Origin of the sequence: Alteromonas sp. K632G (assembly GCF_017653625.1) — a bacterium.
In the GTDB taxonomy this organism is placed as follows: domain Bacteria; phylum Pseudomonadota; class Gammaproteobacteria; order Enterobacterales; family Alteromonadaceae; genus Alteromonas; species Alteromonas naphthalenivorans.
This window is the reverse complement of the sequence record NZ_JAGGDM010000001.1, coordinates 65,849-91,562: the sequence shown is the minus strand read 5'-3', so window position 1 is coordinate 91,562 and position 25,714 is coordinate 65,849. Positions and strand designations below refer to the sequence as shown.

Annotated in this window: 27 protein-coding genes; 14 read left to right on the top strand and 13 right to left on the bottom strand. The window is 43.1% G+C overall.

The genetic code is table 11. The features are described 5' to 3' along the window. Positions 1-29: 29 nt before the first annotated feature. The 5 genes from uppS to rpsB form a co-directional block, all read right to left on the bottom strand. Positions 30-812: a polyprenyl diphosphate synthase gene (gene uppS, locus J5X92_RS00435; RefSeq protein ID WP_013785185.1), complete on the bottom strand. Its 783-nt coding sequence runs from the start codon at positions 810-812 to the stop codon at positions 30-32. Between the two features lie 8 nt (positions 813-820). Beyond that, complete coding sequence (gene frr, locus J5X92_RS00430) at positions 821-1,378, bottom strand: ribosome recycling factor (protein ID WP_013785186.1); 558 nt, start codon at positions 1,376-1,378, stop codon at positions 821-823. Positions 1,379-1,400: 22 nt separating this feature from the next. Continuing rightward, positions 1,401-2,138, bottom strand: coding sequence for a UMP kinase (pyrH, locus tag J5X92_RS00425; RefSeq protein ID WP_013785187.1), 738 nt, complete (start codon positions 2,136-2,138; stop codon positions 1,401-1,403). Between the two features lie 241 nt (positions 2,139-2,379). Beyond that, the gene (tsf, locus tag J5X92_RS00420) at positions 2,380-3,252 is read right to left on the bottom strand and encodes a translation elongation factor Ts (RefSeq protein ID WP_013785188.1); all 873 of its coding nucleotides are present in this window, start codon (positions 3,250-3,252) and stop codon (positions 2,380-2,382) included. 123 nt (positions 3,253-3,375) lie between these two features. Beyond that, positions 3,376-4,107: a 30S ribosomal protein S2 gene (gene rpsB / locus J5X92_RS00415; protein ID WP_013785189.1), complete on the bottom strand. Its 732-nt coding sequence runs from the start codon at positions 4,105-4,107 to the stop codon at positions 3,376-3,378. Between the two features lie 362 nt (positions 4,108-4,469). On the opposite strand from rpsB, the gene map reads away from it, so the two are divergent. The 3 genes from map (at position 4,470) to dapD (ending at position 9,220) form a co-directional block, all read left to right on the top strand. Continuing rightward, on the top strand, positions 4,470-5,264 hold the full coding sequence (map, locus tag J5X92_RS00410; protein ID WP_013785190.1) for a type I methionyl aminopeptidase: 795 nt from the start codon (positions 4,470-4,472) through the stop codon (positions 5,262-5,264). Positions 5,265-5,747: 483 nt separating this feature from the next. Beyond that, positions 5,748-8,399 (top strand): [protein-PII] uridylyltransferase, encoded by a 2,652-nt coding sequence (glnD, locus tag J5X92_RS00405; RefSeq protein WP_013785191.1) that lies wholly within the window; start codon positions 5,748-5,750, stop codon positions 8,397-8,399. Beyond that, a complete protein-coding gene (gene dapD / locus J5X92_RS00400; protein WP_013785192.1) occupies positions 8,396-9,220 on the top strand; it encodes a 2,3,4,5-tetrahydropyridine-2,6-dicarboxylate N-succinyltransferase in 825 nt (274 codons plus the stop codon). The genes glnD and dapD overlap by 4 nt, the downstream gene beginning before the upstream one ends. 85 nt (positions 9,221-9,305) lie before the next feature. On the opposite strand, the gene J5X92_RS00395 is transcribed toward dapD, so the two are convergent. The 3 genes from J5X92_RS00395 to J5X92_RS00385 form a co-directional block, all read right to left on the bottom strand. Further along, complete coding sequence (locus J5X92_RS00395) at positions 9,306-9,755, bottom strand: flavodoxin (protein ID WP_013785193.1); 450 nt, start codon at positions 9,753-9,755, stop codon at positions 9,306-9,308. A 68-nt stretch (positions 9,756-9,823) separates the two neighbouring features. After that, positions 9,824-10,621 carry a tRNA pseudouridine(65) synthase TruC gene (gene truC, locus J5X92_RS00390; RefSeq protein ID WP_208804178.1) on the bottom strand — a complete coding sequence of 266 codons (798 nt, stop codon included), beginning with the start codon at positions 10,619-10,621 and terminating at the stop codon, positions 9,824-9,826. Positions 10,622-10,624: 3 nt separating this feature from the next. Continuing rightward, entirely contained in the window at positions 10,625-11,008 is a 384-nt protein-coding gene (locus J5X92_RS00385; RefSeq protein ID WP_208804176.1) for a YqcC family protein, read from the bottom strand. A gap of 102 nt (positions 11,009-11,110) precedes the next feature. Here J5X92_RS00385 and J5X92_RS00380 point away from each other — a divergent pair, with 102 nt between their 5' ends. After that, the gene (locus J5X92_RS00380) at positions 11,111-12,157 is read left to right on the top strand and encodes a DUF3549 family protein (RefSeq protein ID WP_208804174.1); all 1,047 of its coding nucleotides are present in this window, start codon (positions 11,111-11,113) and stop codon (positions 12,155-12,157) included. Positions 12,158-12,160: 3 nt separating this feature from the next. Next, the gene (locus J5X92_RS00375; RefSeq protein ID WP_013785197.1) at positions 12,161-12,466 is read left to right on the top strand and encodes a DUF3301 domain-containing protein; all 306 of its coding nucleotides are present in this window, start codon (positions 12,161-12,163) and stop codon (positions 12,464-12,466) included. Positions 12,467-13,036: 570 nt separating this feature from the next. On the opposite strand, the gene J5X92_RS00370 is transcribed toward J5X92_RS00375, so the two are convergent. Next, positions 13,037-13,204, bottom strand: coding sequence for a hypothetical protein (locus J5X92_RS00370; RefSeq protein WP_158306774.1), 168 nt, complete (start codon positions 13,202-13,204; stop codon positions 13,037-13,039). Between the two features lie 344 nt (positions 13,205-13,548). Here J5X92_RS00370 and J5X92_RS00365 point away from each other — a divergent pair, with 344 nt between their 5' ends. Both J5X92_RS00365 and J5X92_RS00360 read left to right on the top strand, forming a co-directional pair. Beyond that, entirely contained in the window at positions 13,549-13,962 is a 414-nt protein-coding gene (locus J5X92_RS00365) for a S24 family peptidase (RefSeq protein ID WP_013785200.1), read from the top strand. Beyond that, entirely contained in the window at positions 13,962-15,218 is a 1,257-nt protein-coding gene (locus J5X92_RS00360) for a Y-family DNA polymerase (RefSeq protein WP_013785201.1), read from the top strand. Before J5X92_RS00365 ends, J5X92_RS00360 begins: the two co-directional genes overlap by 1 nt. A gap of 58 nt (positions 15,219-15,276) precedes the next feature. Here J5X92_RS00360 and J5X92_RS00355 read toward each other — a convergent pair whose 3' ends face one another. From J5X92_RS00355 to J5X92_RS00345, 3 genes are all read right to left on the bottom strand, one after another. Then, a complete protein-coding gene (locus J5X92_RS00355; RefSeq protein WP_126872031.1) occupies positions 15,277-15,705 on the bottom strand; it encodes a GFA family protein in 429 nt (142 codons plus the stop codon). Positions 15,706-15,772: 67 nt separating this feature from the next. Continuing rightward, positions 15,773-16,435, bottom strand: a complete 663-nt coding sequence (locus J5X92_RS00350) for a GNAT family N-acetyltransferase (RefSeq protein WP_126872084.1) — start codon at positions 16,433-16,435, stop codon at positions 15,773-15,775. A 141-nt stretch (positions 16,436-16,576) separates the two neighbouring features. Beyond that, positions 16,577-16,942 carry a DUF3192 domain-containing protein gene (locus J5X92_RS00345; RefSeq protein WP_013785204.1) on the bottom strand — a complete coding sequence of 122 codons (366 nt, stop codon included), beginning with the start codon at positions 16,940-16,942 and terminating at the stop codon, positions 16,577-16,579. A 245-nt stretch (positions 16,943-17,187) separates the two neighbouring features. Here J5X92_RS00345 and J5X92_RS00340 point away from each other — a divergent pair, with 245 nt between their 5' ends. Beyond that, complete coding sequence (locus J5X92_RS00340; protein WP_013785205.1) at positions 17,188-17,478, top strand: hypothetical protein; 291 nt, start codon at positions 17,188-17,190, stop codon at positions 17,476-17,478. 106 nt (positions 17,479-17,584) lie between these two features. Here J5X92_RS00340 and syd read toward each other — a convergent pair whose 3' ends face one another. Then, entirely contained in the window at positions 17,585-18,142 is a 558-nt protein-coding gene (gene syd, locus J5X92_RS00335) for a SecY-interacting protein (protein ID WP_013785206.1), read from the bottom strand. Positions 18,143-18,241: 99 nt separating this feature from the next. Here syd and queF point away from each other — a divergent pair, with 99 nt between their 5' ends. The 6 genes from queF to J5X92_RS00305 all read left to right on the top strand — a co-directional run bounded on the left by queF (position 18,242) and on the right by J5X92_RS00305 (position 25,493). Further along, positions 18,242-19,093: an NADPH-dependent 7-cyano-7-deazaguanine reductase QueF gene (gene queF, locus J5X92_RS00330; protein ID WP_013785207.1), complete on the top strand. Its 852-nt coding sequence runs from the start codon at positions 18,242-18,244 to the stop codon at positions 19,091-19,093. 72 nt (positions 19,094-19,165) lie between these two features. Further along, a complete protein-coding gene (locus J5X92_RS00325; protein WP_013785208.1) occupies positions 19,166-20,719 on the top strand; it encodes a GGDEF domain-containing protein in 1,554 nt (517 codons plus the stop codon). Positions 20,720-20,721: 2 nt separating this feature from the next. Continuing rightward, complete coding sequence (gene ppnN, locus J5X92_RS00320) at positions 20,722-22,080, top strand: nucleotide 5'-monophosphate nucleosidase PpnN (RefSeq protein WP_041452576.1); 1,359 nt, start codon at positions 20,722-20,724, stop codon at positions 22,078-22,080. Positions 22,081-22,246: 166 nt separating this feature from the next. Continuing rightward, positions 22,247-22,621: a DUF3192 domain-containing protein gene (locus tag J5X92_RS00315; RefSeq protein WP_129736873.1), complete on the top strand. Its 375-nt coding sequence runs from the start codon at positions 22,247-22,249 to the stop codon at positions 22,619-22,621. After that, on the top strand, positions 22,578-24,284 hold the full coding sequence (locus J5X92_RS00310) for a histidine kinase (protein WP_208804172.1): 1,707 nt from the start codon (positions 22,578-22,580) through the stop codon (positions 24,282-24,284). The genes J5X92_RS00315 and J5X92_RS00310 overlap by 44 nt, the downstream gene beginning before the upstream one ends. Positions 24,285-24,485: 201 nt before the next feature. After that, positions 24,486-25,493 (top strand): isocitrate dehydrogenase, encoded by a 1,008-nt coding sequence (locus J5X92_RS00305; protein ID WP_129736869.1) that lies wholly within the window; start codon positions 24,486-24,488, stop codon positions 25,491-25,493. Positions 25,494-25,714: the final 221 nt, after the last annotated feature.

Genomic DNA, 25,714 nt, shown 5'->3' with positions numbered 1-25,714 from the left:
GGCCTGCCCTGATGCCTGCCTGCATAGAATTAGCTGCTGGCAGTATCAATTTGTTCACCGGTAAGACCGAATCGTCGTTGGCGAACATTAAAATCATCTACGGCTAATTGAAAAACATCTTCATTGAAGTCTGGCCATAGCACATCGGTAAAATATAATTCGGCGTACGCACACTGCCATAATAAAAAGTTGCTGATTCGGTGTTCACCACCTGTGCGTATAAGAAGATCGAGTTCAGGAAGGCTTGCCGTAGAGGTATGTTGATTAAAAACCGCCTCATCAATGTCTTGAAGGGACATTTCGCCTTGCTTAACTTTTTCAGCCACTTCTTTTGCAGCGTTAACAATGTCCCATCTGCCACCGTAATTAGCTGCGATATTAAGGACAAGATCGTTATTGCCAGAAGTCATTTCTTCCGCTTTGCGGATCTTTCCAACCAACTTGCTATCAAAAGCACTTAAATCGCCTATTACTTTTAAGCGAACGCCATTTTTATGGAGTCGTTTGGCTTCACTGTTTAATACTAAATTGAACAGTTCCATCAATACACTGACTTCTTCTTCGGGACGCTTCCAGTTTTCACTTGAAAAAGCGAACAAGGTTAAAGACTCAATGCCAGTTTGACGAGCAAAGCGTACCACTGCTCGAACAGACTCAACACCTGCCTTGTGCCCGAAGGTACGAATTTTCCCTTTCTTTTGCGCCCAACGACCATTGCCATCCATAATGATAGCAACATGTTTAGGGCCAACAACGGATGCTGGCCCTACTGTATCAGTCGTTTTGGCTGCGTTTGACCGCTTCCCAATCATAATACTTGTTACACTTCCATCAGTTCTTTTTCTTTAACAGCAAGCATGCCGTCAACTTTCTTAATGAAGTCATTCGTTAAAGACTGAATATTTTCTTCCGCTGCGCGGCTTTCATCTTCGCTGATTTCTTTCTCTTTAAGTAATTCCTTTACGTCGCTGTTAGCGTCGCGGCGAATATTTCGAATTGAAACTCGACCGTTTTCTGCTTCATTACGCACTACGCGAATAAGGTCTTTACGACGCTCTTCGGTAAGCGGAGGAAGTGGAATTCGAATAGAACCACCAGCGCTCATTGGGTTTAATCCCAAATCTGCCTGCATAATTGCTTTTTCAACAGCTTGAATAGCACTTTTATCAAAAACGGTCAGTGCTAATGTACGGCTGTCTTCCGCAATGACGTTAGCGACTTGCTTTAGCGGTGTATCTGTACCGTAGTAAGGTACCATAATGCCATCTAATAAGCTTGGATGAGCACGGCCTGTACGAATTTTGCTAAACTGGCCTTTAAGTGCACTGATGCTTTTATCCATACGCTCTTGCGCATCTAATTCAATTTCATCAATCACGTTATATTTCCTATTTTCTTAATTAACTATTGTCAGCGTGACAAATTAGGGTGCCAACTTGCTCACCCATAACGACACGTTTCAAACAACCTGCTTCGTTCATGTTAAATACACGAATAGGAAGGCTGTGATCTCTAGCAAGTGTGAACGCTGACAGGTCCATCACTTTTAATTCTTTCTCAAGGACTTCTTGATAAGAAAGTTGATCGTACAAAGTAGCATCTGGATTCTTAACCGGATCATCGCTATAAACGCCATCAACTTTTGTGGCTTTTAGCACGGCATCGGCTTCAATTTCAATTCCGCGAAGACAGGCGGCTGAATCGGTCGTAAAGAAAGGATTGCCTGTGCCCGCAGAAAAGATAACCACGCGGCCAGATTTTAATAAGCTAATCGCTTCTGCCCAGTTGTAAGCATCGCACACGCCGTTCAAAGGAATAGCTGACATCATACGCGCATTAACAAAGGCACGATGCAGTGCATCACGCATGGCTAAGCCGTTCATTACGGTAGCAAGCATACCCATGTGGTCGCCTACAACGCGGTTCATGCCTGCTTTTGCAAGCCCTTCGCCGCGGAACAAGTTTCCGCCACCAATAACCAAGCCTACTTGAACACCTAGTTCAACAAGTTCTTTGATTTCTTGGGCCATACGGTCAAGTACTTTAGGATCGATACCAAAGCCTTCTTCACCCATAAGGGCTTCGCCACTTAGCTTTAACAGAATGCGTCGATATGCTGATTTCGGTGTGATACTCATTATTCGATATGTCCTCGTAAACCCATTTTGTCTTATGCTTTTCTATTATTTACACACTGCTTTTGCAGGTAAAAAGAATAGGACAAAATGCTTTCGTAAGCGTTTAAAGATTTTACCGTTTTGCACTCTACCTTACCTTAGCAAAACCGTAACCCGCGGGTAGTAGCTATAAAAAAGCACCTCCGAAGAGGTGCCTTGTAGTTTATCTGACATTAACACAATGCAAAAGATAAACGCCCAATTATTTCTTGGCCGCTTCCATTTGTGCTGCAACTTCTGCTGCAAAGTCTTCGGTTTTCTTCTCGATACCTTCACCAACTTCGAAACGTACGAAGTTAACAACATCAGCAGAGTTGTTTTTAAGCAACTCAGCAACGCTGATTGAAGGATCTTTAACGAAAGGCTGACCAGTTAAGCTTACTTCACCAGTAAACTTCTTCATGCGGCCTGCAACCATCTTCTCTGCGATATCAGCTGGCTTACCAGACTGCATTGCAATACCGATTTGGATTTCTTTCTCTTTCTCAACAACTTCAGCTGGAACATTTTCAGGCTTAACGAACTGAGGGCTAGCCGCTGCAACGTGCATTGCAATGTCTTTAGCCAACTCTTCGCTGCCACCAGTAAGAATTGAGATTACGCCGATACGACCGCCGTGCACGTATGCACCTAGTGTATCGCCTTCAACGTTAATAACGCGACGAGGAGAGATGTTTTCACCGATTTTCGCCACTAATGTGTCACGAACGTCGCTTACTTTAGCACCGTTAAGTTCAGACGCATTCAACGTGTCGATATCGTTGATGTTGTTCGCGGCTGCTATTTCTAGCAACTCGTTACCAAACTTAAGGAAACCTTCGTCACGTGCTACGAAATCTGTTTCACAGTTAATTTCAAGCATAGTCGCGCGACCGTCTTGAACTTTAGTAAGGATTACACCTTCAGCTGCGATACGGCCTGCTTTTTTAGCTGCTTTCGCTTGGCCTGATTTACGCATGTTTTCAATGGCTAGCTCAATGTCACCATCCGTTTCAACCAGGGCTTTCTTACAATCCAGCATACCTGCGCCTGTACGCTCGCGCAGTTCTTTAACTAGTGCTGCAGTCACTGCCATTTTTCAATTCCTCAGCAATAAATATAAATTCGGTTAGGTAAAAGGGGCGTTATCGCCCCTCTCAATACGTTTCGTATTGTTGCACTATCATATGCTTTTGATATGACAGTAAAGCGAACAGAATTACTCTGCTGCTTCTACGAAGTCGTCTTGCTCAGCTTGTGCTTCAAGGTTGCTTTCGCGACCAGAAATCACAGCGTTAGCAGCGGCATCCAAGTAAAGTTGAACTGCGCGGATTGCATCGTCGTTACCAGGAATGATGTAATCAACACCATCTGGGTTAGAGTTAGTATCCACAACACCAACAACTGGAATACCCAGGTTACGTGCTTCTGTGATAGCAATGTGCTCGTGGTCTGCATCGACAACAAAGATAGCGTCTGGCAAGCCGCCCATATCTTTGATACCGCCAAGGCTGTTTTCAAGCTTTTCCATTTCACGCTGAAGCATTAGGGCTTCTTTTTTGGTCAGCTTTTCGAAAGTACCGTCTTGGCTTTTCTGCTCAAGTTCTTTCAAACGCTTGATTGATTGACGAACTGTTTTCCAGTTAGTCAACATACCACCTAACCAACGCTTGTTAACGTAAAACTGGTCACATTTAACAGCTGCATCTTTTACCGCATCGCCAGCAGCGCGCTTAGTACCTACGAAAAGGATTTTCCCTTTCTTAGATGCTACGCTTGATAGGTAGTTAAGAGCGTTGTTGAAAAGTGGAACTGTTTTTTCAAGGTTGATGATATGAACTTTGTTACGTGCGCCAAAGATGTATGGTTTCATCTTAGGGTTCCAGTAACGAGTTTGGTGACCGAAATGCACACCGGCTTTCAGCATGTCACGCATTGAAACATTTGCCATTTTAATTTCCTCTCGGGGTTAGGCCTCCATATACCCATTGTATCGATCCCACCTAAGTAAATAAGTAGAACACCCCGATACGCAGTGTTGGTATATGTGTGTTTTAATTAAATTTAATTTACCCTTTTGACCAAACGCTTTTAAGGGCATTCCGTCAGGGCGCGCGCTTTATACCATATTACGCATACCCACTCAAGTTTTACTGCCAGTTTTGCCATTACTTGCATTCTTTAAGACTGCCCCTATACACATTCAATCCTAATGGCTAAAATATACCTATATAGATATATTCTGTGCGTTAACCTCTGCCCTATTTTACAAGCGGTAGCGTAACGGCCTAAATAAACGAATAGAGAGACGCTGTGTCAGCAATTATTAAGACCTCTGAAGAAATCGAAAAAATGCGCGTGGCTGGAAAACTAGCAGCCGATGTACTCACTATGATTGGACCCTATGTAAAAAAGGGTGTAACGACAGATGAGTTAAATACAATTTGTCATGATTACATTGTTAATGAGCAGCAAGCTATTCCTGCGCCATTAAACTATGGTCACCCGCCTTTCCCTAAATCAATTTGTACGTCTGTAAACCATTGCATCTGCCATGGCATCCCCTCGGACAAAAAATTGAAAGATGGTGACGTTATTAATATCGATGTCACTGTTATTAAAGATGGTTACCACGGTGATACTTCTAAGATGTTTACCGTTGGAAAGCCAACGATTATGGCAGAGCGTTTAAGCCGAGTTACACAAGAATGCTTATATAAAGCGATTAAAGAAGTAAAACCGGGTATGACATTGGGCGATATTGGTCATATCTGCCAAACCCACGCAGAAGCGCATAACTATTCAATCGTGCGCGAGTACTGTGGTCATGGTATTGGCGCGAGTTTCCACGAAGAGCCACAAATCGTGCATTACGGTAAGCCTGGCACTGGCGATGTGCTTGAGGCGGGCATGTGCTTCACCATTGAACCTATGGTGAATGCAGGTAAGCGTTACTCAAAAATTCTTCCTGACCAGTGGACGGTAGTAACCAAAGACAGAAGTTTAAGTGCACAATGGGAGCATACCTTACTGGTTACCGAAGACGGTGTGGAAGTATTAACATTGCGTGACGAAGAAGACCTTCCGCGAGTGATTTCACACAGTTAACGTTTTGCACACTGACAAATAATGGTCAGTTTCGATAAGCACTCTTTATTTAGTGTTTGAATCGCCTATATAAACATATAGCAGCTTAACTTTTTTGGTTGCTATATGTTTTTATACTTCTACTACGCCTTCATGCTTTTTTCCTTTCTTTCGTTGTTGGTTACGAATGTACATCACAGGTTTTTAGCAGGAACGACAGCACACTAGTTACCACGCTATTCCTCTGAGCTATCGCATTGACTGTTACTTTCAGTCCTATTGCTATCAGTCCTATTGCTATCAGCCCTATTGCTATCAGTCCTATTGCCCGCCTTGAAAATAGCGCTGTCATATTTCATCTTATGCTTGCAGCATACCTATAACATTTTCGTATATTTATTCACAATATTGCCTTGGGTATGCAACTAATCGGCACTGCGATTTCGTTTCATTTCATGGTAAGGTTCAGTGTGTTCAAAAAGCTGTACGCATAGAAGGTGTAATTTGACGCTGCAATCCCTAATAAAAAATATTGATCAAATAACGTCGGTTGACGACTTAGTTGCCATCAAGTCGTGTGTAGAAGATAGCTATGCATGGATAAAAGCGTCATTCGATAGCATTCCTGTTAACCAACTTGTGACTGGGCGTGCACAATTCGTTGATGCCCTTTTGTGCCATTTGTGGCACCTCTACGGTTTAGACAATGAAAGTGAATTAGCATTATGTGCCGTAGGTGGCTATGGACGCGGGCACCTTCAACCTTATTCCGACATTGATTTGCTGATAGTGAGCAAACGAACCCTTAAGCCCGACACCCAAGAAAAAGTCAGTCGTTTTATTACTCTGCTTTGGGATATTAAGCTTGATGTGGGTCAGTCAGTACGTACCATCAAAGAAACCGTCAGCCTTGCCAAAGACGACATTTCCATTGCCACTAACCTCGTAGAAAGTCGATTGCTTTGCGGCAGCGAATCTATTTTTGAAAAGCTGTGGGATGAAGTAAACGGGCGAAATTCTTGGTCGAGTAAAGCGTTTTTCTCGGCCAAGTACGATGAACAAAAGCGACGTCACGCTAAATTTAACGGTACAGCGTACAACCTAGAGCCTAACATCAAAGAAAACCCAGGCTGTTTAAGGGATATCCAGTCTATTGGTTGGGTGGCAAAAAAACACTTTAAAGAATATGACGGCTGGAACCTAGTGGGGCACGGCTACTTTACCGAGCAAGAACACAGCGAATTAATCACCTGTAGAATGCATTTGTGGAAAATGCGTTGTGCCTTACATTTGGTTGCAGGGCGAAGTGAAAACCGCCTTCTTTTTGATTACCAACCTGATGTTGCCGCCATGCTGGGGTATGGAGAAGAAGGAAAAAGTTCAGTTGAAAAGATGATGCGTGACTTCTTCCGCACCGTTGCCCGAGTTTCTGAATTGAACCAAATGCTTTTGCAACGGTTCAAGTATGACATGCTTAATCAGAGTGTTCAGCGTACCGCGATTATTAACGAAGATTTCGAATTACTCGATAATATGATTTCGCCTCGCCATGAGAATGCTTTTTCTTCGCCAGAAGCCATTTTAGACTTTTTAAATGTGGTCACTAATACCCCTGAAGTTCAAGGTTTAAGCACCACTTGTATTCGCCAAATAAGAAACGCACATCGTACATTTGAGAATGCTTACTTTGTTGAGCGCCCCGCTTGCCGTGAAAAGCTCATGGTCTTGCTAAAACAACCCGACTTTTTTAATTTTGGTTGGGACATTATGCATCAGTACGGCATTTTACAAGCTTACTTACCTGAGTGGGATGCCATTGTAGGGATGATGCAATTTGATTTGTTTCACGCCTACACAGTGGATGAACATACGCACCGCTTAGTGAAGCACGTGAATTATTTTTTCTCGAAAGAGAACAAAGATTTTCCACGCTGTGGCCGTATCTGTCGCAATCTAGACAAGCCAGAAGTATTGTATATTGCTGCTATATTTCACGATATCGCTAAAGGTCGTAACGGCGACCACTCAACGCTAGGCGCCATTGATGTTGCTAAGTTCTGTGAACAGCATGATGTACCGGCGAACGACGCGGCCATGATAAGCTGGCTAGTGGAAAACCACCTGCTAATGTCGGTAGTGGCGCAGCGCAGAGACATTTACGATCCAGACGTTATCAGTGAATTTGCTGGCGCGGTAAGAAGCCACAACCACTTAAATTTACTTTATACCCTTACCCTTGCAGACATTCGGGCAACCAACGATAATTTGTGGAATGATTGGAAAGCATCTCTGCTTAGAGAACTTTATTTAATGACGCAAAAAGCATTAGATAACGGGTTACAGTGCCAAGTAACATTAAGTGAGCGAGTGACTACTCACAAATATCAAGCGCAACAAATTCTGCACGAACGCAGGGTTAGCTCTGAATCCATTGATGGATTATGGGCGCGGTTAGATGATGACTATTTTGTACGATTCAAGCCCACCCAAATTGCATGGCATACCGAAGAAATCGTTAAGGCTCAGGATGATTGGCTAACACCAGATAGCGACCAGCTTCTCGTTAAAGCCAATGACAACAGTGCAAAAGGCGGCACGGAAATTTTTCTTTTCGGTAAAGATAGAAAAGCCTTATTTGCACAAGTAGCTTCCGTTTTAGACAGTCGTAATTGCTCTATTCACGACGCCCATGTTACCGTAACCCGCGATGGCTATGTGTTTGACAGTATGTTGGTGCTTGAAAATGATGGTTCCAGGCTAACATCTGAGTCCCGAATTCAATCGCTAGAAAAAGCGATTAGCACCCAGCTTGAAAAACCAGGCCGTTCACACGAAAATAAGCGTAAACTACCTCGACAAATGAAACAGCTAGACGTGCCTACTAAAGTACGCTTTTTCGGGGTGAGCGATGAAGCGACACTCGTTGAGTTAGAAGCACTAGACGCGCCAGGCATATTAGCTAAAATTGGCCATGCTTTTGTTGATACTAATGTCACCTTGAAGCTGGCAAAAATTGCTACTATCGGCGAGCGCGCAGAAGATATATTTATTGTCAGTAATGATGCTGGCAAAGCATTAACCCAAGAACAACAAGTGAGCTTGAAAAAGCGTATCTTGTTTAAACTCGATCAACTTGAAGATATCACGATACCATGAATGAATTGAAAGCCATTATTGAAGACGCCTTCGAAAACCGCGACAACATTAGCCCTTCTTCTGCTCCAGCAGAAGTGAAACAAGCCGTTGCTGATGCTATTGCATTGCTTAATAGCGGAAAAGCGCGTGTAGCTGAAAAAATCGCGGGCGAGTGGGTTGTTCATCAGTGGTTAAAGAAAGCCGTTTTGCTTTTCTTCCGCCTACATAACAACGACGTTATTGAAGGTGCTGAGAGCCGTTACTACGACAAAGTACCGTTGAAATACAGCAACTATACTGCTGAACAATTTGCTAATGACGGCGCGCGTATTGTGCCTCCGGCTGCAGTCCGTACCGGTACCTTCGTGGGTAAAAATGCGGTTGTTATGCCTTCATACGTAAACATTGGTGCATTCGTTGACGAAGGCACCATGGTAGATACATGGGCAACGGTTGGTTCTTGCGCACAAATTGGTAAGAACGTTCACTTATCTGGCGGCGTAGGCATTGGTGGTGTTTTAGAGCCACTTCAAGCGAACCCTACTATCATTGAAGATAACTGCTTTATTGGCGCACGTTCTGAAATTGTTGAAGGCGTTATTGTTGAAGAAGGCGCAGTTATTTCAATGGGCGTTTACATTAGCCAAAGCACCCGTATTTACGACCGTGAAACCGGCGAAGTACATTATGGCCGCGTACCTGCGGGCTCTGTAGTAGTTTCAGGTAACATGCCAAGCCCAGACGGAAAGTACAGCCTATATGCTGCCATTATCGTGAAGAAAGTAGATGCTAAAACCCGTGCAAAAGTAGGTATTAATGCCCTACTACGTGGTGTTGAATAAGTCTGTATTCACGTATTAAACGTTTTGCATTAAAAAAGGGCGCCTAGCGCCCTTTTCTATTTTTTGAGATTATTGTCGAACCCCGTTACACGCCTAACTGAGCTTTAATACCATTAACCCACTCAATAACCATGGTTTCAGGTTCAAGGGTCTCAAGGGCATCCACTTCTAGCATGTCGGCTACTGCTTTACCTTGCAGCTCTAATAACAATTCATTGAATTGACGACCGGCTCCACAAAAACTTTCCCCGTAACTACTATCACCTAACGCAGCAACAGCAAAAGGCTTGTCGTTTAGCAATGGAAACTCGTCTTTCAAATCAGAGAAGACAAATTCTAAGTTTGGTGGAACATCGCCTTGGCCAGTCGTAGAAGTAATCAATAAGATAGCGTCGGCATCGGTAAAGTCGCTTACTGAAGGATCGCTCTCAAGCTCGCAATCTACACCTTGCTCTGCAAGATTTTCTTCAACTTGCTCTGCTACATGTTGCGCATTGCCATACACGGTACCTGCAAAAATTTTTAGTGTTGCCATTACTTCCTCATTATCTTTTCAAATCGTGTGGGTTTCCCGTTTAAGCATCACACTTTCTAGCCCAAACCTTAAACCTGATATTCTTGCCACGCATCTAACACTCGTTGCATTTCTGAATGCATTCTAACAGACACCGATAGCCACTTTCCGGTTATCGGGTGATAAAAACCCATCTGCGTACAACTTAAGGCCAAATTCTGAAAACTAAAGTGTGTTTGCAAAAATTTGTTCTGTTTTCCGTCTCCGTGGGTGGTATCTCCCAAAATAGGGTGCCTAATATGTACCATATGACGACGCAATTGATGTTTGCGTCCTGTCGAGGGCAAAAGTTTTACTAATGAATAGCGGGCGGTTTCATATTTACCTACGGCGAAAGGTAATTCATAGTTCGCTAAACTTTCGTATACCGTTGTGGCTTGCTGAGGTGCCTGCTGCGGGCGCTTATGTTTATCGGCAATTTTATCGTAACGATATTTGAGCGCATAATCGATGAGCCCTGAATGTTTAACATAACCACGAACAATAGCGTGATACTGCTTTTGCACCTGCTTATTCATCAACTGCTGGCCAAGCAGCGCCGCTGTTTTACTGTCAAAACTAAACAATAGTACACCGGATGTGGGCCTATCTAGTCGGTGAGCGGGAAATACGTGCTTGTTGAGCTGATCCCTTAATGTCTGCACGGCGAAGCGAGTTTCATGCCTGTCGATAGGACTTCTGTGCACTAATAAACCCGGCGGTTTATCAATGGCCACGATATGCTCATCTTGATATAAAATATTAAGCGGCGGGTATGGCTGCACACTATTGCTGCCAGCCTTTTCACTTGGGGTTTCACATTGGGTAAATGGAAATTCTTCAGGCATAAATTACTTCTTATTAGGTTCGGTTAGTTTATCAAGAGCAAGCAACGAAACTAAGATAGATTCGGGGCAGTTTGGCACATACATATGCGCCGCAGGGGAAATTGCCATCTTCCCTGGTAACTGACCCATCGCTATTAAGTTATGACATTTAGGCACAAAAACATACGCCAGCCATTCGAAAAAAGACAGGGTATCAATAGCAAAAGGGACAGTACTGGCTAATTGCGCCTTGCTAGGTGATTTGTTCGGCCACGTTTTAGTTTGGCGCATCGCTGTTTCTAGCGTATTTAAATGATACTCGAATTCTTCTATTAACTTCATCGTCATTACATGGTTTAAGGTTTGCCGTATAAATCTGGACGGCAGTATACCAGAGGCAGCACGCATTCCGCTCACACCTTTAAATGAACAATGCCGTTGCCTGTCGACAACTAAAATATGCTAAACTTTGCGCCCTAAAATCAGTTTTATGAAGTGAGAAAGCCTGAAATGAACGCAAACAGTATTAACTCTATCAGCGAATTTTTATTGCATGCAGGTACAGAATATATTGTTTTTGATATGGGTCGAAGACTTACCGCTTTAGACAATCAGGCGTTTTTGGATATTGAGAATGGCTCAACTGTTGCGCCCTTCCCTCGTCAACAACATGCGTGGTTCGGCATTGTTTTTTGGAATAAAAATAGCTCAAATCAGCACTATATTTGGTTTATCAAACTCCCTCTAGACGAGCAGGGATTAGTGGTAGCGGCTTCAAGAAACCATTTTCTGCAAATTATTGTCGATGCACTAGGCCAATCAATTTCTGATGATTCTGAAGCGGCTAACACATTGCCAGATAATCCTTATTCATTTGTGCCCGCGCAGTCATTACTTGCGCAATTTAATGCACTGGTTCGTGCGAAGCTGAATCAACCAATTAGCGCCAGCGCACAGCATGTTATCGCCTATGTGAAAGCGCCTCAGGTGGCTGACTGGCAAACCATTCCCTTACAGGCAATTGCGGATGTGGTCATCAGATTAGACTCAATGGAAAACGCGCAAGAAGTGCAAGGCAGTGTGCTGCGTAACTTTTCACTTTTTGCCGAACCATTTCAACGGGCTTTTATGGAAATGGCCGAAGTTGCGAACGTACCTGCCCCCCTTAACCAATGCATGCTTTCAGTGTTAGACGGTGATGAAATAAGTTTAGCCGCCCTACGGGGTTTGTCTTGTGAGACCAAAAACGACACTATATATACGCAATTAGTGTCGCACTTTGAAGCTAAGAAATTGAATCGCTTGGATATATTAAGTGTTATTGCTGCCCGCCATTTTCAGCAAATGGACGAGAAATTACTGCTGCTATTTTTTGAAGCCGTTGCCGAGGTCGATAACCAAGAAAACTATAATGGCGACGTATTCCGCGGCTTCTTCTCTGATCTTGTTCAAGTGCCCCAGTTACGTGAATTAGTACTAGGCATACTAAGAACCCCAGAACGCAGTGACTTACTGGCCAGCGCAATTGGCACGCTGTTTTCTCAAACTAAGGGGTAATGAATGACACTTCTTGAATTAACCTTATGGTTGGGCTTAGGCTTTGTCGCCTTTCAGTTTTGGCGCATACGAAGTATTTCCGAATTTACTGATAGTTACCTGCGCCAGTACTGTAAAAACAATCAACTGCAACTGCTCAGTATTGCCAGAGCCAAAACCCGCATTACCTTCAACTACAGCAAGCCTGATTGGCATAATATCTTTGTGTTTGAATTTTCCGGTAATGGTGAAGACAGATACAGCGGAGAAGTGGAGTTAGTAGGCAAACATATTATAAGAACTACCTTACCACCTCACAGAGTTAATTAAGTTCTTCGGATTCGTTAGCCCGCTATAGTATTAGGTATGAACGAGATGACTATGCCGAGCGGAATGGGCGTCTTTAAACGTGAGCGTTTTAGTGGCAACGCCAAAAATTACGCAAAAAAAAGGGGTAGCCTCTCTGCTACCCCTTTTCCTGGAATTTTGAGTTTCCCTCTCTGCGTTCCTTTGCGACTAAAATCTTCCCGATTAAAATCCATATACGCCCCTTTCCATCTTCTCTCGCGTGTTCCCGTGCGAGTTACCCATCCTTGCGTAAATCCCTTTCCATTTATCCTAAGCATCCCACCTATCCTGCACGTGGGGGCCTCATCCTAAGGCTGTTCCTTGCCAGCAAAAGCTAGTGTTCCTATCCTTTCATCCTTTCTACATTACACATCCTGTGCAACTAGCTCAATCCTTAAGCGGTCCGTTCGTTCCTGAGCTGCCTTGCTCTTGCGCATCCTGCGCAAACTATCCTTGCTTAAGCCTTCCAAGCTTTCCTTTACGATATATCCTATATCTTTCCTTTTTATGACGATCCTTCGCCAAATCCTTTCTACTTCCTGTTGCGATTCCTTATCGCTTGCGCTTTCCTTGCTTGTCTCTTTGGCAATTCCATTTCAGCACGTCCGGTGCGCTTATCATCCCTGTGATGCTTCCTGCTATTCCATCTCCCCTCACTCCTGTTAAGGGATTCTCTTCCTTAAGTTGTCCAAGGTTGTCCTTAAAATCATCCTGACTCATCGTGTTTCCCTGTGACGCCATTAATAATATCCCTACCAAGAATTCCCGCTAGGCAGAATTACAATAAATTAAGGAGAAAATAAGGAGTTAATATGATCTGAAAATGAAAAACCTATAAAAATCAACAACGTTAGACTTTAGTCTAGATATAAACCACGAAAAAAAACCCACATTTCCTACACTTTTGTAGGAAATGTCGTACAAAGCTTGTCGTCATTATGACCAATTGCGAATTTTGCCGGTCATTACAGTCGCCATTAAGACGAGTATTTTCTGTACTGAGATTGATTGATGAGTATGAACCCACTAAAATACTGTACAAATAAACAGTATTTTTGAAGTGTATGCTTAAATTTATTCCTATCACTGCACAAGCGGGCATCGTAGGCTTCGAGTCGCCTGCTGCAGAATATACCGAACTAGGCTTGAGTCTAGATTCTCTGCTTATTGATAAACCTGCTGCTACCTTCATTGGCTACGCACAAGGCAAGTCGATGATGGACGATGGCATTCATGACGGCGACCTGCTGATTGTCTCAAGAGCTGAAGATATTTCTGACATGTGCATTATTGTGGCGACCTTAAACGGTGAGTTCGTCTGTAAGCGTGTAGACAAACGCCACGGCTGCTTGCGTTCTTCATCACCCTTGTACAAACCTTACTTTTTAAAAGAAGGCGATGAATTTTCAATAGAAGGGGTGGTAACGCGCTCCATTAGGCTTCACAAAAAACTCTCCCGTCGACTAGGAGGTGAGTAGTGTTTGCGCTAGTAGATGTCACTTCTATGTATGCATCGGTCGAGAAAATCTACAACCCTAATCTGCGAAACAAACCCGTTATGGTGTTGAGCAATAACGATGGCTGCGTGGTCGCAGCCTGCCCTATTGCCAAAAGATTAGGATTTAAAAAGTTCGTTCCCTATTTTCAGGTGAAAGAGGAAGCAAAAAAAGCAGGGGTTGTTGTTTGCTCGTCTAACTATGAGCTTTATGCCGATGTGTCTTCAAAAATGTTTTCTGTCATGTCTCAATTCTGTGATGAATTGCACGAATACAGTATTGATGAAGCTTTCATGCGCTTTTCGCCACGCCTACATGATAGTGAATGGCTGGCCCTAGGCTATGAGATAAGAAAAACTATTTGGCGTGAGGTAAAGCTTCCCGTGGGCGTTGGATTTGGCCCCACTCCAACCCTTGCTAAAGCAGCTAATCACGCTGCAAAAAAGCTGGACGGCTTTCGAGGTTCAGCGGTTATTAATACGCAGCAAGAAAAGCAGGCATTATTACCCCGCATGGCAGTAGCAGATGTATGGGGTATTGGTGGGCGCTTGGAAAAACGATTGATGGCCATGGGTATTAATAATGCCTATACACTGTCACAACAATCCCCCGCTAAAATGCGTAAGTATTTTTCTATTGTGCTAGAAAATACAGTGAGAGAACTTCAGGGTGAACTAAGAATGACGTGGGATGAGATAAGACCCGCTAAAAAAGAAATTTACAGCACCCGTAGTTTTGGAAAGAGAGTTACCACACAAGATGAATTGAGAGCAGCGTTAGCCACCCACGCTGAAATAGCCACTAAAAAACTACGCGCTCAACACTCACTCGCTCACAGCGCCACCTTCTTTGCGGCAAATTCGCCTCATGACGATAGCAGATATGTTAAGCAGTCGGCGCTTTCCAGCTTTGCTGTTCCTACCAATGATACTCGACATATTATTCACGCAGCGTCTGATGCGCTCAATAAACTGTTTATTCCAGGCGTGCGTTACTACAAAGTGGGTGTGGGTCTGTTGGACATTTGCGACGAAAAATATCGCCAAGACGATTTATTTACACCCAGTACGGACAACTCGGCATTAATGGCAGTGCTTGACAGTACAAACGCTAGATATGGCAGAAACACGATGCATTTTGGGGCTAGGGGCTTTCAACAAAATTTTGCCATGAAAAGAGACTTCTTAACGAAAAGAGCCACTACCCGATGGGAAGAGATCCCGCGCATTAAATGTTGATACGTCGGATAGCTTCTTTCCCGTGTTAATAGCGGTGCATGCTTTGCCTGTTGGTAACTCAAGACTGTTGAGCGAAATACGCCAGAATTTCAGCCTTGGTCATTTCTTTTGTTTTATTAGAAAAGCAATAGTAGTGCGGGCGTTGATCGCTGAAGTACTGCATATCCATTTCTAACCCATCTAGTGCTTGAAATATACCGACAGGAATATTGTACTCACCGGTCTCATTGAGCTTGTAAAATAGATGAGTACCACAGTTGCCACAAAAACCGCGAGAAGCCCAATCTGACGACCGGTGAATGCTAACGTTATTACCACTAGAGGTCGTGTCTTCGAATTTGACCTGCGTACCGCATTGTAATGCAAACAGCGCCGAACCGCCCCACTGTCTGCAAGAATCACAATGGCAAACAGTGAATTTAGGGTTAATATTCTCCGCCATTACGGTAATAGCCCCGCACAGGCAACTTCCTTGCGCACTTAGCATTTGCATACCACCTTATTTATTAAACAACGTAAAGTCCTCACCCAGTTTACGCATTTTTTATGACAATTTATGCAGGCTTTCGCCTAAACATTACATCGCCTTTTACGTGAGATAGGCTTAGCTCTCCCACCACATCATAGTTATCGTCGTTAAAAAAGGGCTTGTGTTTAGCTACTGTAACAAACACTGCTACCCCTTCACTTTTAGCATCTTCTTCCACTACGCTGTCAATAGCACCTAATAGTGTATGACCTAGTCCATGGTGTTGATAATCAGGGTGAACGGCAATAAAACTTAGCATATGAAAGTTAACCGCAGGGACTAGTGCGCGAACTTTTTCTTCTTTTTCTAGCATTTGCTTTGTGCCGAAAAGGCCAGCGGTAAGTAGCATACGCAAACGCCAATGCCAGTAACGCCCAGAACCAAATGCAGCGTCTGGCGCGGTAAGGCATGCGACCGCGAGTAGTCGCTCGCCATCGAACAGCCCTACAATAGGTTGCTCTGCCACCCAAAAAGCGTTTAACTCTTCTCTGATAGCAGAGCGCAACCGACTCTCATAACCTTCTTTTTCAGCCTGAAATATGTCGCTAAAAAGTGGATCATCTACGTACGCATTAAATAATATAGAAGCAGCAACCTTCAAATCATCTACACCAAGGTAAATGGCTTTGATAGCTTCAAGGGATGACACAAGTGGCTCTAATGCTTCATTGACCCCTTGTGCATTCATCGCTTGGCCGTCGGTTAGTGTGTCATTTGTCATAGGTGCAGCCCTCAATAATCTATAAATTAATAGTCACAGAATGCAAAAAGTGACCAATTAATGGTCACTTTACGGCAAAAACACCAAGATGTTAAATTAATGCTACTCTTAATTCATTAGGTGGTAAGCGCTATCACCCCACCCTACTAGGCCACTATCTTTAAATACTATTGGCGTACATTCATCTTTCGTTGTTATGCCATCACCCATGGTTCTTTGAGTACGATAAAACAATACGCGATAGGTACCGTCTTGCTTTTCATAAAGCTCGTTGAAATCAGCCACCCCCATTTTTCTTAATACGCTTTCATAGCTCATTCCTGTTTCAAGGTTCGAGATATGTTTGCGGTTATTGTATTCTCGGTCTTCTACATCAGTACCATAATGGCTATCACTCCCCCCACCTACAGATACCACGCAACCAGTAAGTAAGAATGATGATGCTAATGCGAGTGGTAAGATAATCGATTTCATGTGATTTCCTCTGATTTTTATCGTTTGTAGTTTTGTTATATGCAATTAGGTAATCAAGAATGAGACCAATTGTTTAAGCTTCTGATTTTAATAGCTTTAGTTAAATTTAGTGATTATTAAATTCATAACACGTGGTTTATTATATTAATTAGTGGTCAGTTTGACACAATTTATTGGTTAAAAACCCTAGCGAAATCAAGCTTAAGTGGATAAGCTGGACGTCTTGTAATTTATTGGCGAATGAAATGTCACTGCAAAATAATAATCTGCAGAAATTAATGATTGTATGTCAGCAAATGGTGCAAAAAGGGACATCGCCTTCTGTGGCACTACTTAGAGCAAAAGCGCCTTTTAAAGCATCGGTAACAGAGGCTATTGAAGCTATCAAACATTTTAATGCTGCGAATGGCGCATCAGATCCTGCATCTATTAACGGGAAGGAAGTAGAAACCATTGCGTCGCTTTCAAAACGGGTGGCGTTGCTTGAACAGCAAATGGCGATGCTACAAAAGCGGCTAGAAGCATCTATTGAGTAAGCCTAAACACTTAATAAAGTCCCTGACGTCACTAGCTTTAAACGCCACCTTCATTGGTAACGACTACATGCCGTGTCTTTTTTCAGCACGGCATGACACAAAAAACTCATTCAGCTCGTAGTGTGGCTATGAATGCCGGCAGGCTTGGCGAAATGACTTTTTGTGGTGGCCTTCCAACTTGTTCTAACACCACTTCTCCAGTGCTATTTAACACACTCAAAACAAAATCATCTTCATCGGTTAATGCAAAAAAGAGTGTTGGCGCTTGTTTCAGTCTCTTTTTCATTAATAGGTGTCCAATTAAATTTTGTTGAAGCCGCTCAAAGTCTTCTTCATTCCAAACTTGCAATAACTCACAAGCCCCATGCTCTGCAGCTACTGGTAAATTGTTACTGAAAAATTGGGTAAAGAACTGACAAAAATCAGCGTTGAGCTTAATGTCTAATGCCTCTTCAACATTCTTAAAACTTAGCGCAGACTGCTGACTGTCACTTTGGCGCTTGGGCTCCCACGGTACCAATTCACCCTCATCACCCTGCTTTAAGTAGCAAGGTGAGGGCCATTGACTATCATAAGGTATAGTCAGCAGACTGCCACTGCGCTCATGATGGGAAGTGAAAGCACCGATAAGTTGGGTTAATTCATTACTAATTGTTAAGGCCATTATGGGGTTACACCAATATTTTTGAGGTACACTATAGGTATAAGGTGCCAAGTTCAAGTAAGACGGCACATCTAAAACGGTTAGAATATATAGGTAAATATGACTTCGAAGGTAAACGATAAAATTTCTATTTCAGCGCCCAAGGATCTTTCATTGGGGAAGCAGGTTGAATATGAATTTCATTACAACCCTAACCTACTTCAGGGCGTACCCCGTAGCTTAAGCCGAGATACGTTATCGTTGAACGCTGAAGCCCTGCCCTTTACAGGTATTGATACATGGACTGGGTATGAATTGTCTTGGCTCAACAAAAAAGGAAAGCCTCACGTAGCCTTGCTTGAATGTAATGTACCTATTACTTCTGCAAATCTCATAGAGTCGAAGTCATTCAAGTTATATTTAAATAGCTTTAATCAAACCGCTTTTGAAAGCCCTGAAGATGTGCGAGCCACACTGGCATCCGACCTATCAAAATGTGCGGGTGAGCCCGTGATGGTCAGCTTAACGCTTCCCAATCAATTCAATACATTAACTTTTAAAGAATTTGAAGGTGTACTGCTTGATGAACTTGATATCTCAGTTGAAACTTACGAGCCTGACACATCGCTGTTAAAAGTAACGGACGAGAAAAAGGCTGAAAGTTTGGTTTCCCACTTACTTAAATCGAATTGCCTTATTACCAGTCAGCCTGACTGGGCCAGTGTGCAAATTCGTTATGAAGGGAGAAGCATAGATCACGAAGGCTTACTAAAATATTTGATTAGCTTCAGGCAGCACAATGAATTTCATGAACAGTGTGTAGAGCGAATTTACTGTGACATTATGCAACACTGCCAACCTGAGAAGTTGACAGTATGCGCGCGTTACACAAGACGTGGAGGGCTCGACATAAACCCTTTCCGCTCTAATTTTGAAACGCCCTACGCAAATAAAAGGCAAGCTCGCCAATAATTTAGCGCACAGATTTAATAGAATCATTAAATGTGCAGGATGACTTCACCTAAGGTTGAGTAAACAACAATTATGGACGCCAAACAGCTTCAAACTTATAAGCAACACAATACGCTACTTTCACAATTTATCGTTCGCTTGTCTGCCTTTTATGAAGGGTTTTCCGACAAAGTTGATAGCGAACTACAAATATTGAGAGGGCATTTGTCCGGCACGCCAAACTTTACTCTTGCTACGGTAAGCATCAACAAGCTTAATAGCGCGCTTCAACATCAAGAACTGACATTAAAAAAATACAGTATTGAAACTGTGGCTTTGCTGGAAAGTGCAACTAAGCGTCTTCAAAAAGTAGTGTTTGAAGATGAAGTGCTTCAAAAACGAGCCACACAGCAATTGATAACTCTGAACCAGCCGGTAGGGGATATTTTTAGTATTTACAAGCTATTCCAGCAGGCTATTGAGTTGCATCATGCGGCATTGGCGAGTAGTGCAGCCAGTGAGCTTGAAGCTGGAAAGAATAAGGGTGAAGCACCTGCACTGGAAAATAGTAAAGAAAGCAATAAAGACAATACGGTGAACCCGCTTTATAAGTCTATTTTAGAGGAACTAAACCAACTTATTGCCAGCTATGCCCAGCGCCAACCTGACGACAGTCAATTAGTTGATATACAGAAAAAACTGACGGAAGGTATGTCGGAAGACCAATTGCTTAAAAGCTGTGTTGTTATCCTTCGAATGATAGTACAAGACGCCATGGCTGAGGCCAGCCTAACTGGCAAGGTTATTCAAAGCTTGCATAACTCCATAGGCAAAATGGGAGGAGACATTCAGCTAAGCATGGAAAATAGCCGGACTCAGTTTGAGCAACGACAAGTCGGTAATGCGCAGCTTCAGTCGCATATTGAAAGTATTGAAGAGGCGGTATCACACAGCGACTCTTTGGAGTCTCTAAAAGAACACACACAATTCTGTGTTCAAAATATTGCCAGCACATTGAATGAACAAGCGCAATTAGACTCACAAGGTCAAGCATCGTTAATGGGGTTACTTGGCTCAATGCAAAGCAGAATTGAGCAGCTGCAAAAACAAACCCTAACCTATAAAAAGAAACTGGCTGAGCAAATGATGCTGAGCCAAACCGACCCGCTTACCCGCTTACCTAATCGCCAAGCTTACAATGAAAAGTTATCGAAAGCAGTTCAGTCTTGGCAAGATAACGGTGATGATTTAGCGGTGGCCGTCATCGATATAGACCACTTTAAGTCAATCAACGACCGTTTCGGTCATGCTGCCGGCGATAAAACACTACAAGTGGTAGGAAAGAACCTTAAACAACAATTAACAGAGAACACCTTTATGGCGCGCTGGGGCGGTGAAGAATTTGTTTTACTTCTACCCGGTATGAATAAACAAAAAGTCATCAGTTTACTTGAAACCATGAGAACGAAACTGGCCTCTTTACCGTTTAAGTTTAAGCAAGAAAAAGTCACTATAACGGCATCATTTGGTGCTTCATTTTTCAATAAAGGTGACACCCCAGACGCTGTTTTTGAACGTGCTGATAACTTGCTCTACCAAGCTAAAAATAGCGGTCGCAACCGCGTTATTACTGACAGAGACGAATAAGTATGAAGAAAGTGCAGTTAAATCCTGTTGGTTGGATGAGTCAGTTGTCGCAAATTGAAGTGGCTCAATTACAAGATACAACAAATAGTGCACTGTATGGCATGTTCAGAAACTGTTGCTTAGCAGTACTAAATAGTGGTGTCGATGAAGATGATTACGAAGTGCTTTTTGCGCCTTACGAAAATTTCGATATCAAGCTGGTACGTAGAGAACGCGGCGTTAAAATTGAATTGGTAAATCCACCAGAAGTTGCTTTTGTGGATGACACTTTAGTTACTGGTGTACATGAGCACATCTTTGCCGTGCTTCGCGATCTGCTTTATATGGGTAATAAGTATGCGTTTACCCACAAAAGTGCGCCAGCCGATAGTGTGAGCATTACCGACATGGTGTTTGACATGTTGCGCCATGCACAGGCACTTGAAGGAAACGATAGCCTTAATACGGTGGTGTGCTGGGGCGGGCATTCTATTAATCTAACTGAGTATAAATATACAAAAGAAGTGGGCTACCAGTTAGGGCTCAGAGAAATGAATATTTGTACAGGCTGTGGCCCAGGTGCAATGAAAGGGCCCATGAAAGGGGCTACCATTGGGCATGCTAAACAACGATATAAGGAAGGCCGTTACATTGGTATCTCTGAACCTAGCATTATCGCAGCAGAGCCACCCAATGCGATTGTTAATGAACTCGTCATCATGCCAGATATTGAAAAGCGCCTTGAGGCCTTTGTTCGCCTAGCCCACGGCATTGTGATTTTCCCCGGCGGCGTTGGCACCGCTGAGGAGTTACTTTATCTGCTTGGCATATTAATGAATGAACGAAATGCCCAGCAGCCCTTCCCTGTCATCCTTACCGGTCCAGCGGGTTCTGAGACTTACTTTGAAGCCATTGATGAATTCATCGGTACGACGATAGGGAAAGAAGCACAGAGCAAATACCAGATCATTGTTGACGATCCTGAAGAAGTTGCTCGGGTTATGCGCACAGGGCTTGGGAGAGTTAAAAAGTACCGAGAAGCAATGGGCGATGCCTACAGCTTTAATTGGTCACTAAAGATAGAAGAAGACTTTCAGCGTCCATTTATTCCTACGCATCAAACCATGTCAGATTTAGCGTTACATCATGATCAGGATAATGCTTCGCTAGCGATAGCGCTAAGGCAAGCATTCTCAGGTATTGTGGCTGGTAACGTTAAGGCAGAAGGGATTCAGCACATTAAACAGCATGGGCCATTTAGGCTGACAGGTGATGCAACGTTGATGGAGCGGGTTGATACACTATTAGAATCTTTTGTTTCTCAACAGAGAATGAAGCTTCCCGGCTCTGCATACACACCGTGCTATACCATTGAGAAATAGCTAGACGCATTTCCTTACGTTTAACACTTACCGTCCATGAACTTTTTACGGTACACTGTAGACTTAAGTAGTTATTCAAATAAAGGAACTGCGAAATTACAGTTTGTAACCTATATACATGTTGTAAATTGTTTATTTTAGCGCAGAAAAACGAAAAGTTAGGGTTATGAACTCCAAGGTAATTCGACTCATTTTTGCTGGCATAGCATTGTATGCAGCTTTTGTATTTCTAGTGATTTCAGTTTATCCCGATAAACCTGAAAATATGGACTGGAAAGACCGCGAAGAGTATAACCGCGTACAAATTACCAAGTTAAAGCTGGGTAGTACCCGAGAGGAAGTGCTGGCTTTACTTGGTTCGCCTGATATTACCGAAGCCAAGCGACAGAATGATAATGCCATTCAAGTGATGTTTTACCGTACCCAGCACGTTCGTGCTGATGGTTTAACCACTCAAGATGAATGCACGCCATTATTGTTTGAAAACGAAAAACTCATTGCGTGGGGCGACGGGGCGTATTCAAGTTACCAGCAAAGCTAGCCAAATGGAGCTCAATGATGCTTCTGAGCTTTCTGACGCTCTGCTTTCGTTACCTGCACCGACATCGACGCCCCAAAAAATCGTTAATACTTGTCTTCAACGCGCTAAGCTTACCCTCTCATTCACTCAAGCTCACCCCGCCATTCCTTTAGCGCTTCAAAAATGCACAAGTGATATTGATGCCCTCACCCGTCACATATTGAACCTTGCACTGTATGGCAAGCTTAATAATTATAACGACCATTTTTTACAGCATATAATCGCAGCTCACTTGGCTACGTATTATTTAGTAGCATCAAATCTTGCTTCTTCTAATGTGGCTAATACCTCAAAAGAGCAGATAATTGGTCAGAAAAAAGCGTTGCTTACCTTCATCAACGACCATCACCTCACCATGTGGCGACAGATTATCGCGTTACAAAAAGTGCTTTTCAGCTCACAATCCATAAAATATGTTGGCGAAGCAAAATTAACATCACTGCAACGCATAAGCCTGATAACCAGCGTGTTTTCTTATTGTACTGACAGTCACTCGAGGTCGAGTCTTCTGGCGTTTATCGCTCAGCGTGTACCCACCGTGCAGCGAACTTTCTTGCATCCTATTGCATCACTCATTTCAATACCTTCGCCTGGAGCTAGGGTATACGTAAAAGCGCACCCCGCTATTGTGATAGATATACAAAAACAGCATGCGCTTGTACATTCACCAAGTAGGAATGAGAATGAGAAAATACTATGGGTTAAGCGTAATACGCTTTTAGCCCCTAAAGACCTGTATCTGAGCTTCGAAGATTTCACAAATCAATATCTAGCTTGTGAGAACGCGCTAAGCGTGAAAGGAGAGCAGCCTTTTTTACCCACAACCTTCCCTATTCAGCGCCCCCCCTTAGCCTTGATAGAGATTATTGATGAATTGCAAAAAGCTGATGTAGATGTACCTAATTTATGTCAAAAGGTAGAGAAAGTACCCAGCTTCCAGCAGTTCTTGCTTTCCACTGCTAGCCTAGACAATCGCCTTAAACTCCCGGTTACAAGCCTTAAACAAGCAATACTAACCTATGGTTTGGAAAGAGTGGGCGATATGCTGGTACAACATGCCTTAATAGAACGCTTAACCCAACATCAATATCCATTGCTTGCCATCAGCAAACAATTTACCTCTTTGGCGTGTGGTATTGCGGCGCAGTTAGCATCAATAACAAAAACTAAATTTGCCCCTCAATCAGCCGCTCTAGTGACCACGTTTTTGTGTGCGCCTTTATTTACACTGCCAGGATTAAAAATAGCGACTCAACTACCCGTTAATCACAAAGACTATTTTCAGATAGATAACGCTTTCAAGGTTAAAGGGGTTTCTTCATGGCACACTATTTCAGGTGAACTTGCAGGAAATTGGCACCAAAGTGCGACATGGCGAGCGTTGATCCATCAGTCAGGTCGGCGCCACGCAGAGGTGGCCGCTTCTTTGAAAAAGGAACATGCCATTTTACAACTGTCTTTCGGTCTTGCCAGAGAGTACTTATTCCCGTTGAATGCACGAGATGCCGCCACTGACAACACCTTCGATACACTGCGAAGAACCATAGACTTGAAAAGTGAAGATGTTTGCCGCGTGATGGAAAGACTTGGCGAATATCTGTTTTGCCCACTTAATTTGCACTAGTAAAATTAATCTTTACGAATGGCTATAACTTAGCCCCGCTATCGTATAAAATACGCCGCTTAGCGCCGCTTCAACGAGCTACCCCTAATTTTCATAATAATAATAAGATGAGGCGGTCTTCTTTGGCGCGTTTCGCTCGCTAAGCTAAAATGTAGTAAACCTAACGATTTTGACAATAGAATTATCAGAGGATCCTTCCACATGACTCAGCAACACATTACAGTCATTCGCGGTGACGGCATTGGCCCAGACATTATTGATGCAACCACTAAAATTTTAGATAAAGTGGGCTGTGATTTTGCCTATGACTACGCAGATGCAGGCTTAGTTGCCCTTGAAGAGCATGGTGAACTTCTGCCACAAGCAACACTTGACCTTATTGCTAAAAATAAAGTGGCACTTAAAGGCCCACTAACTACACCAGTTGGCGAAGGTTTCACATCAATTAACGTTAGCTTACGTAAGCAATTTAAACTTTACGCAAACTTACGCCCTGTGATTTCGTTCAAAGGCACTAAAGCGCGTTACGAAGATATTGATATTATTACCGTGCGTGAAAACACTCAAGGTATGTATTCGGGTCTTGGACAAGTGGTTTCAGAAGACGGTAACGAAGCTGAAGCGATGAGTAAAATCACCCGTGACGGCGCTGAAAAAATCGTAACTTTCGCATACGAATTAGCGCGTCGTGAAGGCCGTAAGAAAGTTACTGCCGTTCACAAAGCTAATATCTTGAAGTCTACTTCGGGTTTATTTTTAAAAGTAGCTCGTGAAGTGGGCGAACGTTACCCAGATATCGAATCTACAGAAATGATTGTAGATAATACCTGTATGCAATTGGTAATGAACCCACATCAGTTCGACGTAATTGTTACGACTAACTTATTTGGTGATATCCTTTCTGACTTATGTGCAGGACTTGTTGGCGGACTTGGTATGGCTCCTGGCGCTAACATCGGTGAAGACTGTGCTATTTTCGAAGCTGTTCATGGTTCTGCTCCTGATATTGCTGGTAAGAACTTGGCTAACCCAACATCAGTTATTCTTGCAGCGGCTCAAATGCTTGAATACTTGAACATGGGTGATAAGGCAGAAAAGATTCGTAGCGCATTAAAAGATGTTATTGAATCTGGCGACCGCACTACTCGCGACCTTGGTGGTGAAGCCGGTACAAATGAATTTACTCAAGCGTTAATTGACCGCCTTTAAGGCTAAATAGACGTCATTGATAAAGCGGGCTTCAAGCCCGCTTTTTTTGTACCTGTCTCTTACTGCATACATTCTTCTCTTCACTCCTCCCCCATACAAAAAAGAAAAAGAAGCCTTAAACTAGTGATGGCCGTTTGACAAAACTGTCCCAAAACTGGTCTTTTCATATTTATCTCTGTAGGTAACATCAACGCTGTACAAATGGTGTACACCCCAAACAA

Excerpts from the sequence above, each read along its gene's own strand:
- tsf (WP_013785188.1), bottom strand. The coding sequence starts at position 3,252 with ATGGCAGTGACTGCAGCACTAGTTAAAGAACTGCGCGAGCGTACAGGC.
- J5X92_RS00355 (WP_126872031.1), bottom strand. The coding sequence starts at position 15,705 with ATGCTAAGTGCGCAAGGAAGTTGCCTGTGCGGGGCTATTACCGTAATG.
- dapD (WP_013785192.1), top strand. The coding sequence starts at position 8,396 with ATGAATGAATTGAAAGCCATTATTGAAGACGCCTTCGAAAACCGCGAC.
- J5X92_RS00305 (WP_129736869.1), top strand. The coding sequence starts at position 24,486 with ATGACTCAGCAACACATTACAGTCATTCGCGGTGACGGCATTGGCCCA.
- rpsB (WP_013785189.1), bottom strand. The coding sequence starts at position 4,107 with ATGGCAAATGTTTCAATGCGTGACATGCTGAAAGCCGGTGTGCATTTC.
- J5X92_RS00315 (WP_129736873.1), top strand. The coding sequence starts at position 22,247 with ATGAACTCCAAGGTAATTCGACTCATTTTTGCTGGCATAGCATTGTAT.
- pyrH (WP_013785187.1), bottom strand. The coding sequence starts at position 2,138 with ATGAGTATCACACCGAAATCAGCATATCGACGCATTCTGTTAAAGCTA.
- J5X92_RS00375 (WP_013785197.1), top strand. The coding sequence starts at position 12,161 with ATGACACTTCTTGAATTAACCTTATGGTTGGGCTTAGGCTTTGTCGCC.
- J5X92_RS00340 (WP_013785205.1), top strand. The coding sequence starts at position 17,188 with ATGTCACTGCAAAATAATAATCTGCAGAAATTAATGATTGTATGTCAG.
- ppnN (WP_041452576.1), top strand. The coding sequence starts at position 20,722 with ATGAAGAAAGTGCAGTTAAATCCTGTTGGTTGGATGAGTCAGTTGTCG.
- queF (WP_013785207.1), top strand. The coding sequence starts at position 18,242 with ATGACTTCGAAGGTAAACGATAAAATTTCTATTTCAGCGCCCAAGGAT.
- J5X92_RS00350 (WP_126872084.1), bottom strand. The coding sequence starts at position 16,435 with ATGAATGCACAAGGGGTCAATGAAGCATTAGAGCCACTTGTGTCATCC.
- J5X92_RS00365 (WP_013785200.1), top strand. The coding sequence starts at position 13,549 with ATGCTTAAATTTATTCCTATCACTGCACAAGCGGGCATCGTAGGCTTC.
- J5X92_RS00345 (WP_013785204.1), bottom strand. The coding sequence starts at position 16,942 with ATGAAATCGATTATCTTACCACTCGCATTAGCATCATCATTCTTACTT.
- J5X92_RS00385 (WP_208804176.1), bottom strand. The coding sequence starts at position 11,008 with ATGCGTGCTGCCTCTGGTATACTGCCGTCCAGATTTATACGGCAAACC.
- J5X92_RS00395 (WP_013785193.1), bottom strand. The coding sequence starts at position 9,755 with ATGGCAACACTAAAAATTTTTGCAGGTACCGTGTATGGCAATGCGCAA.
- uppS (WP_013785185.1), bottom strand. The coding sequence starts at position 812 with ATGATTGGGAAGCGGTCAAACGCAGCCAAAACGACTGATACAGTAGGG.
- J5X92_RS00370 (WP_158306774.1), bottom strand. The coding sequence starts at position 13,204 with ATGAGTCAGGATGATTTTAAGGACAACCTTGGACAACTTAAGGAAGAG.
- J5X92_RS00380 (WP_208804174.1), top strand. The coding sequence starts at position 11,111 with ATGAACGCAAACAGTATTAACTCTATCAGCGAATTTTTATTGCATGCA.
- syd (WP_013785206.1), bottom strand. The coding sequence starts at position 18,142 with ATGGCCTTAACAATTAGTAATGAATTAACCCAACTTATCGGTGCTTTC.
- J5X92_RS00325 (WP_013785208.1), top strand. The coding sequence starts at position 19,166 with ATGGACGCCAAACAGCTTCAAACTTATAAGCAACACAATACGCTACTT.
- truC (WP_208804178.1), bottom strand. The coding sequence starts at position 10,621 with ATGCCTGAAGAATTTCCATTTACCCAATGTGAAACCCCAAGTGAAAAG.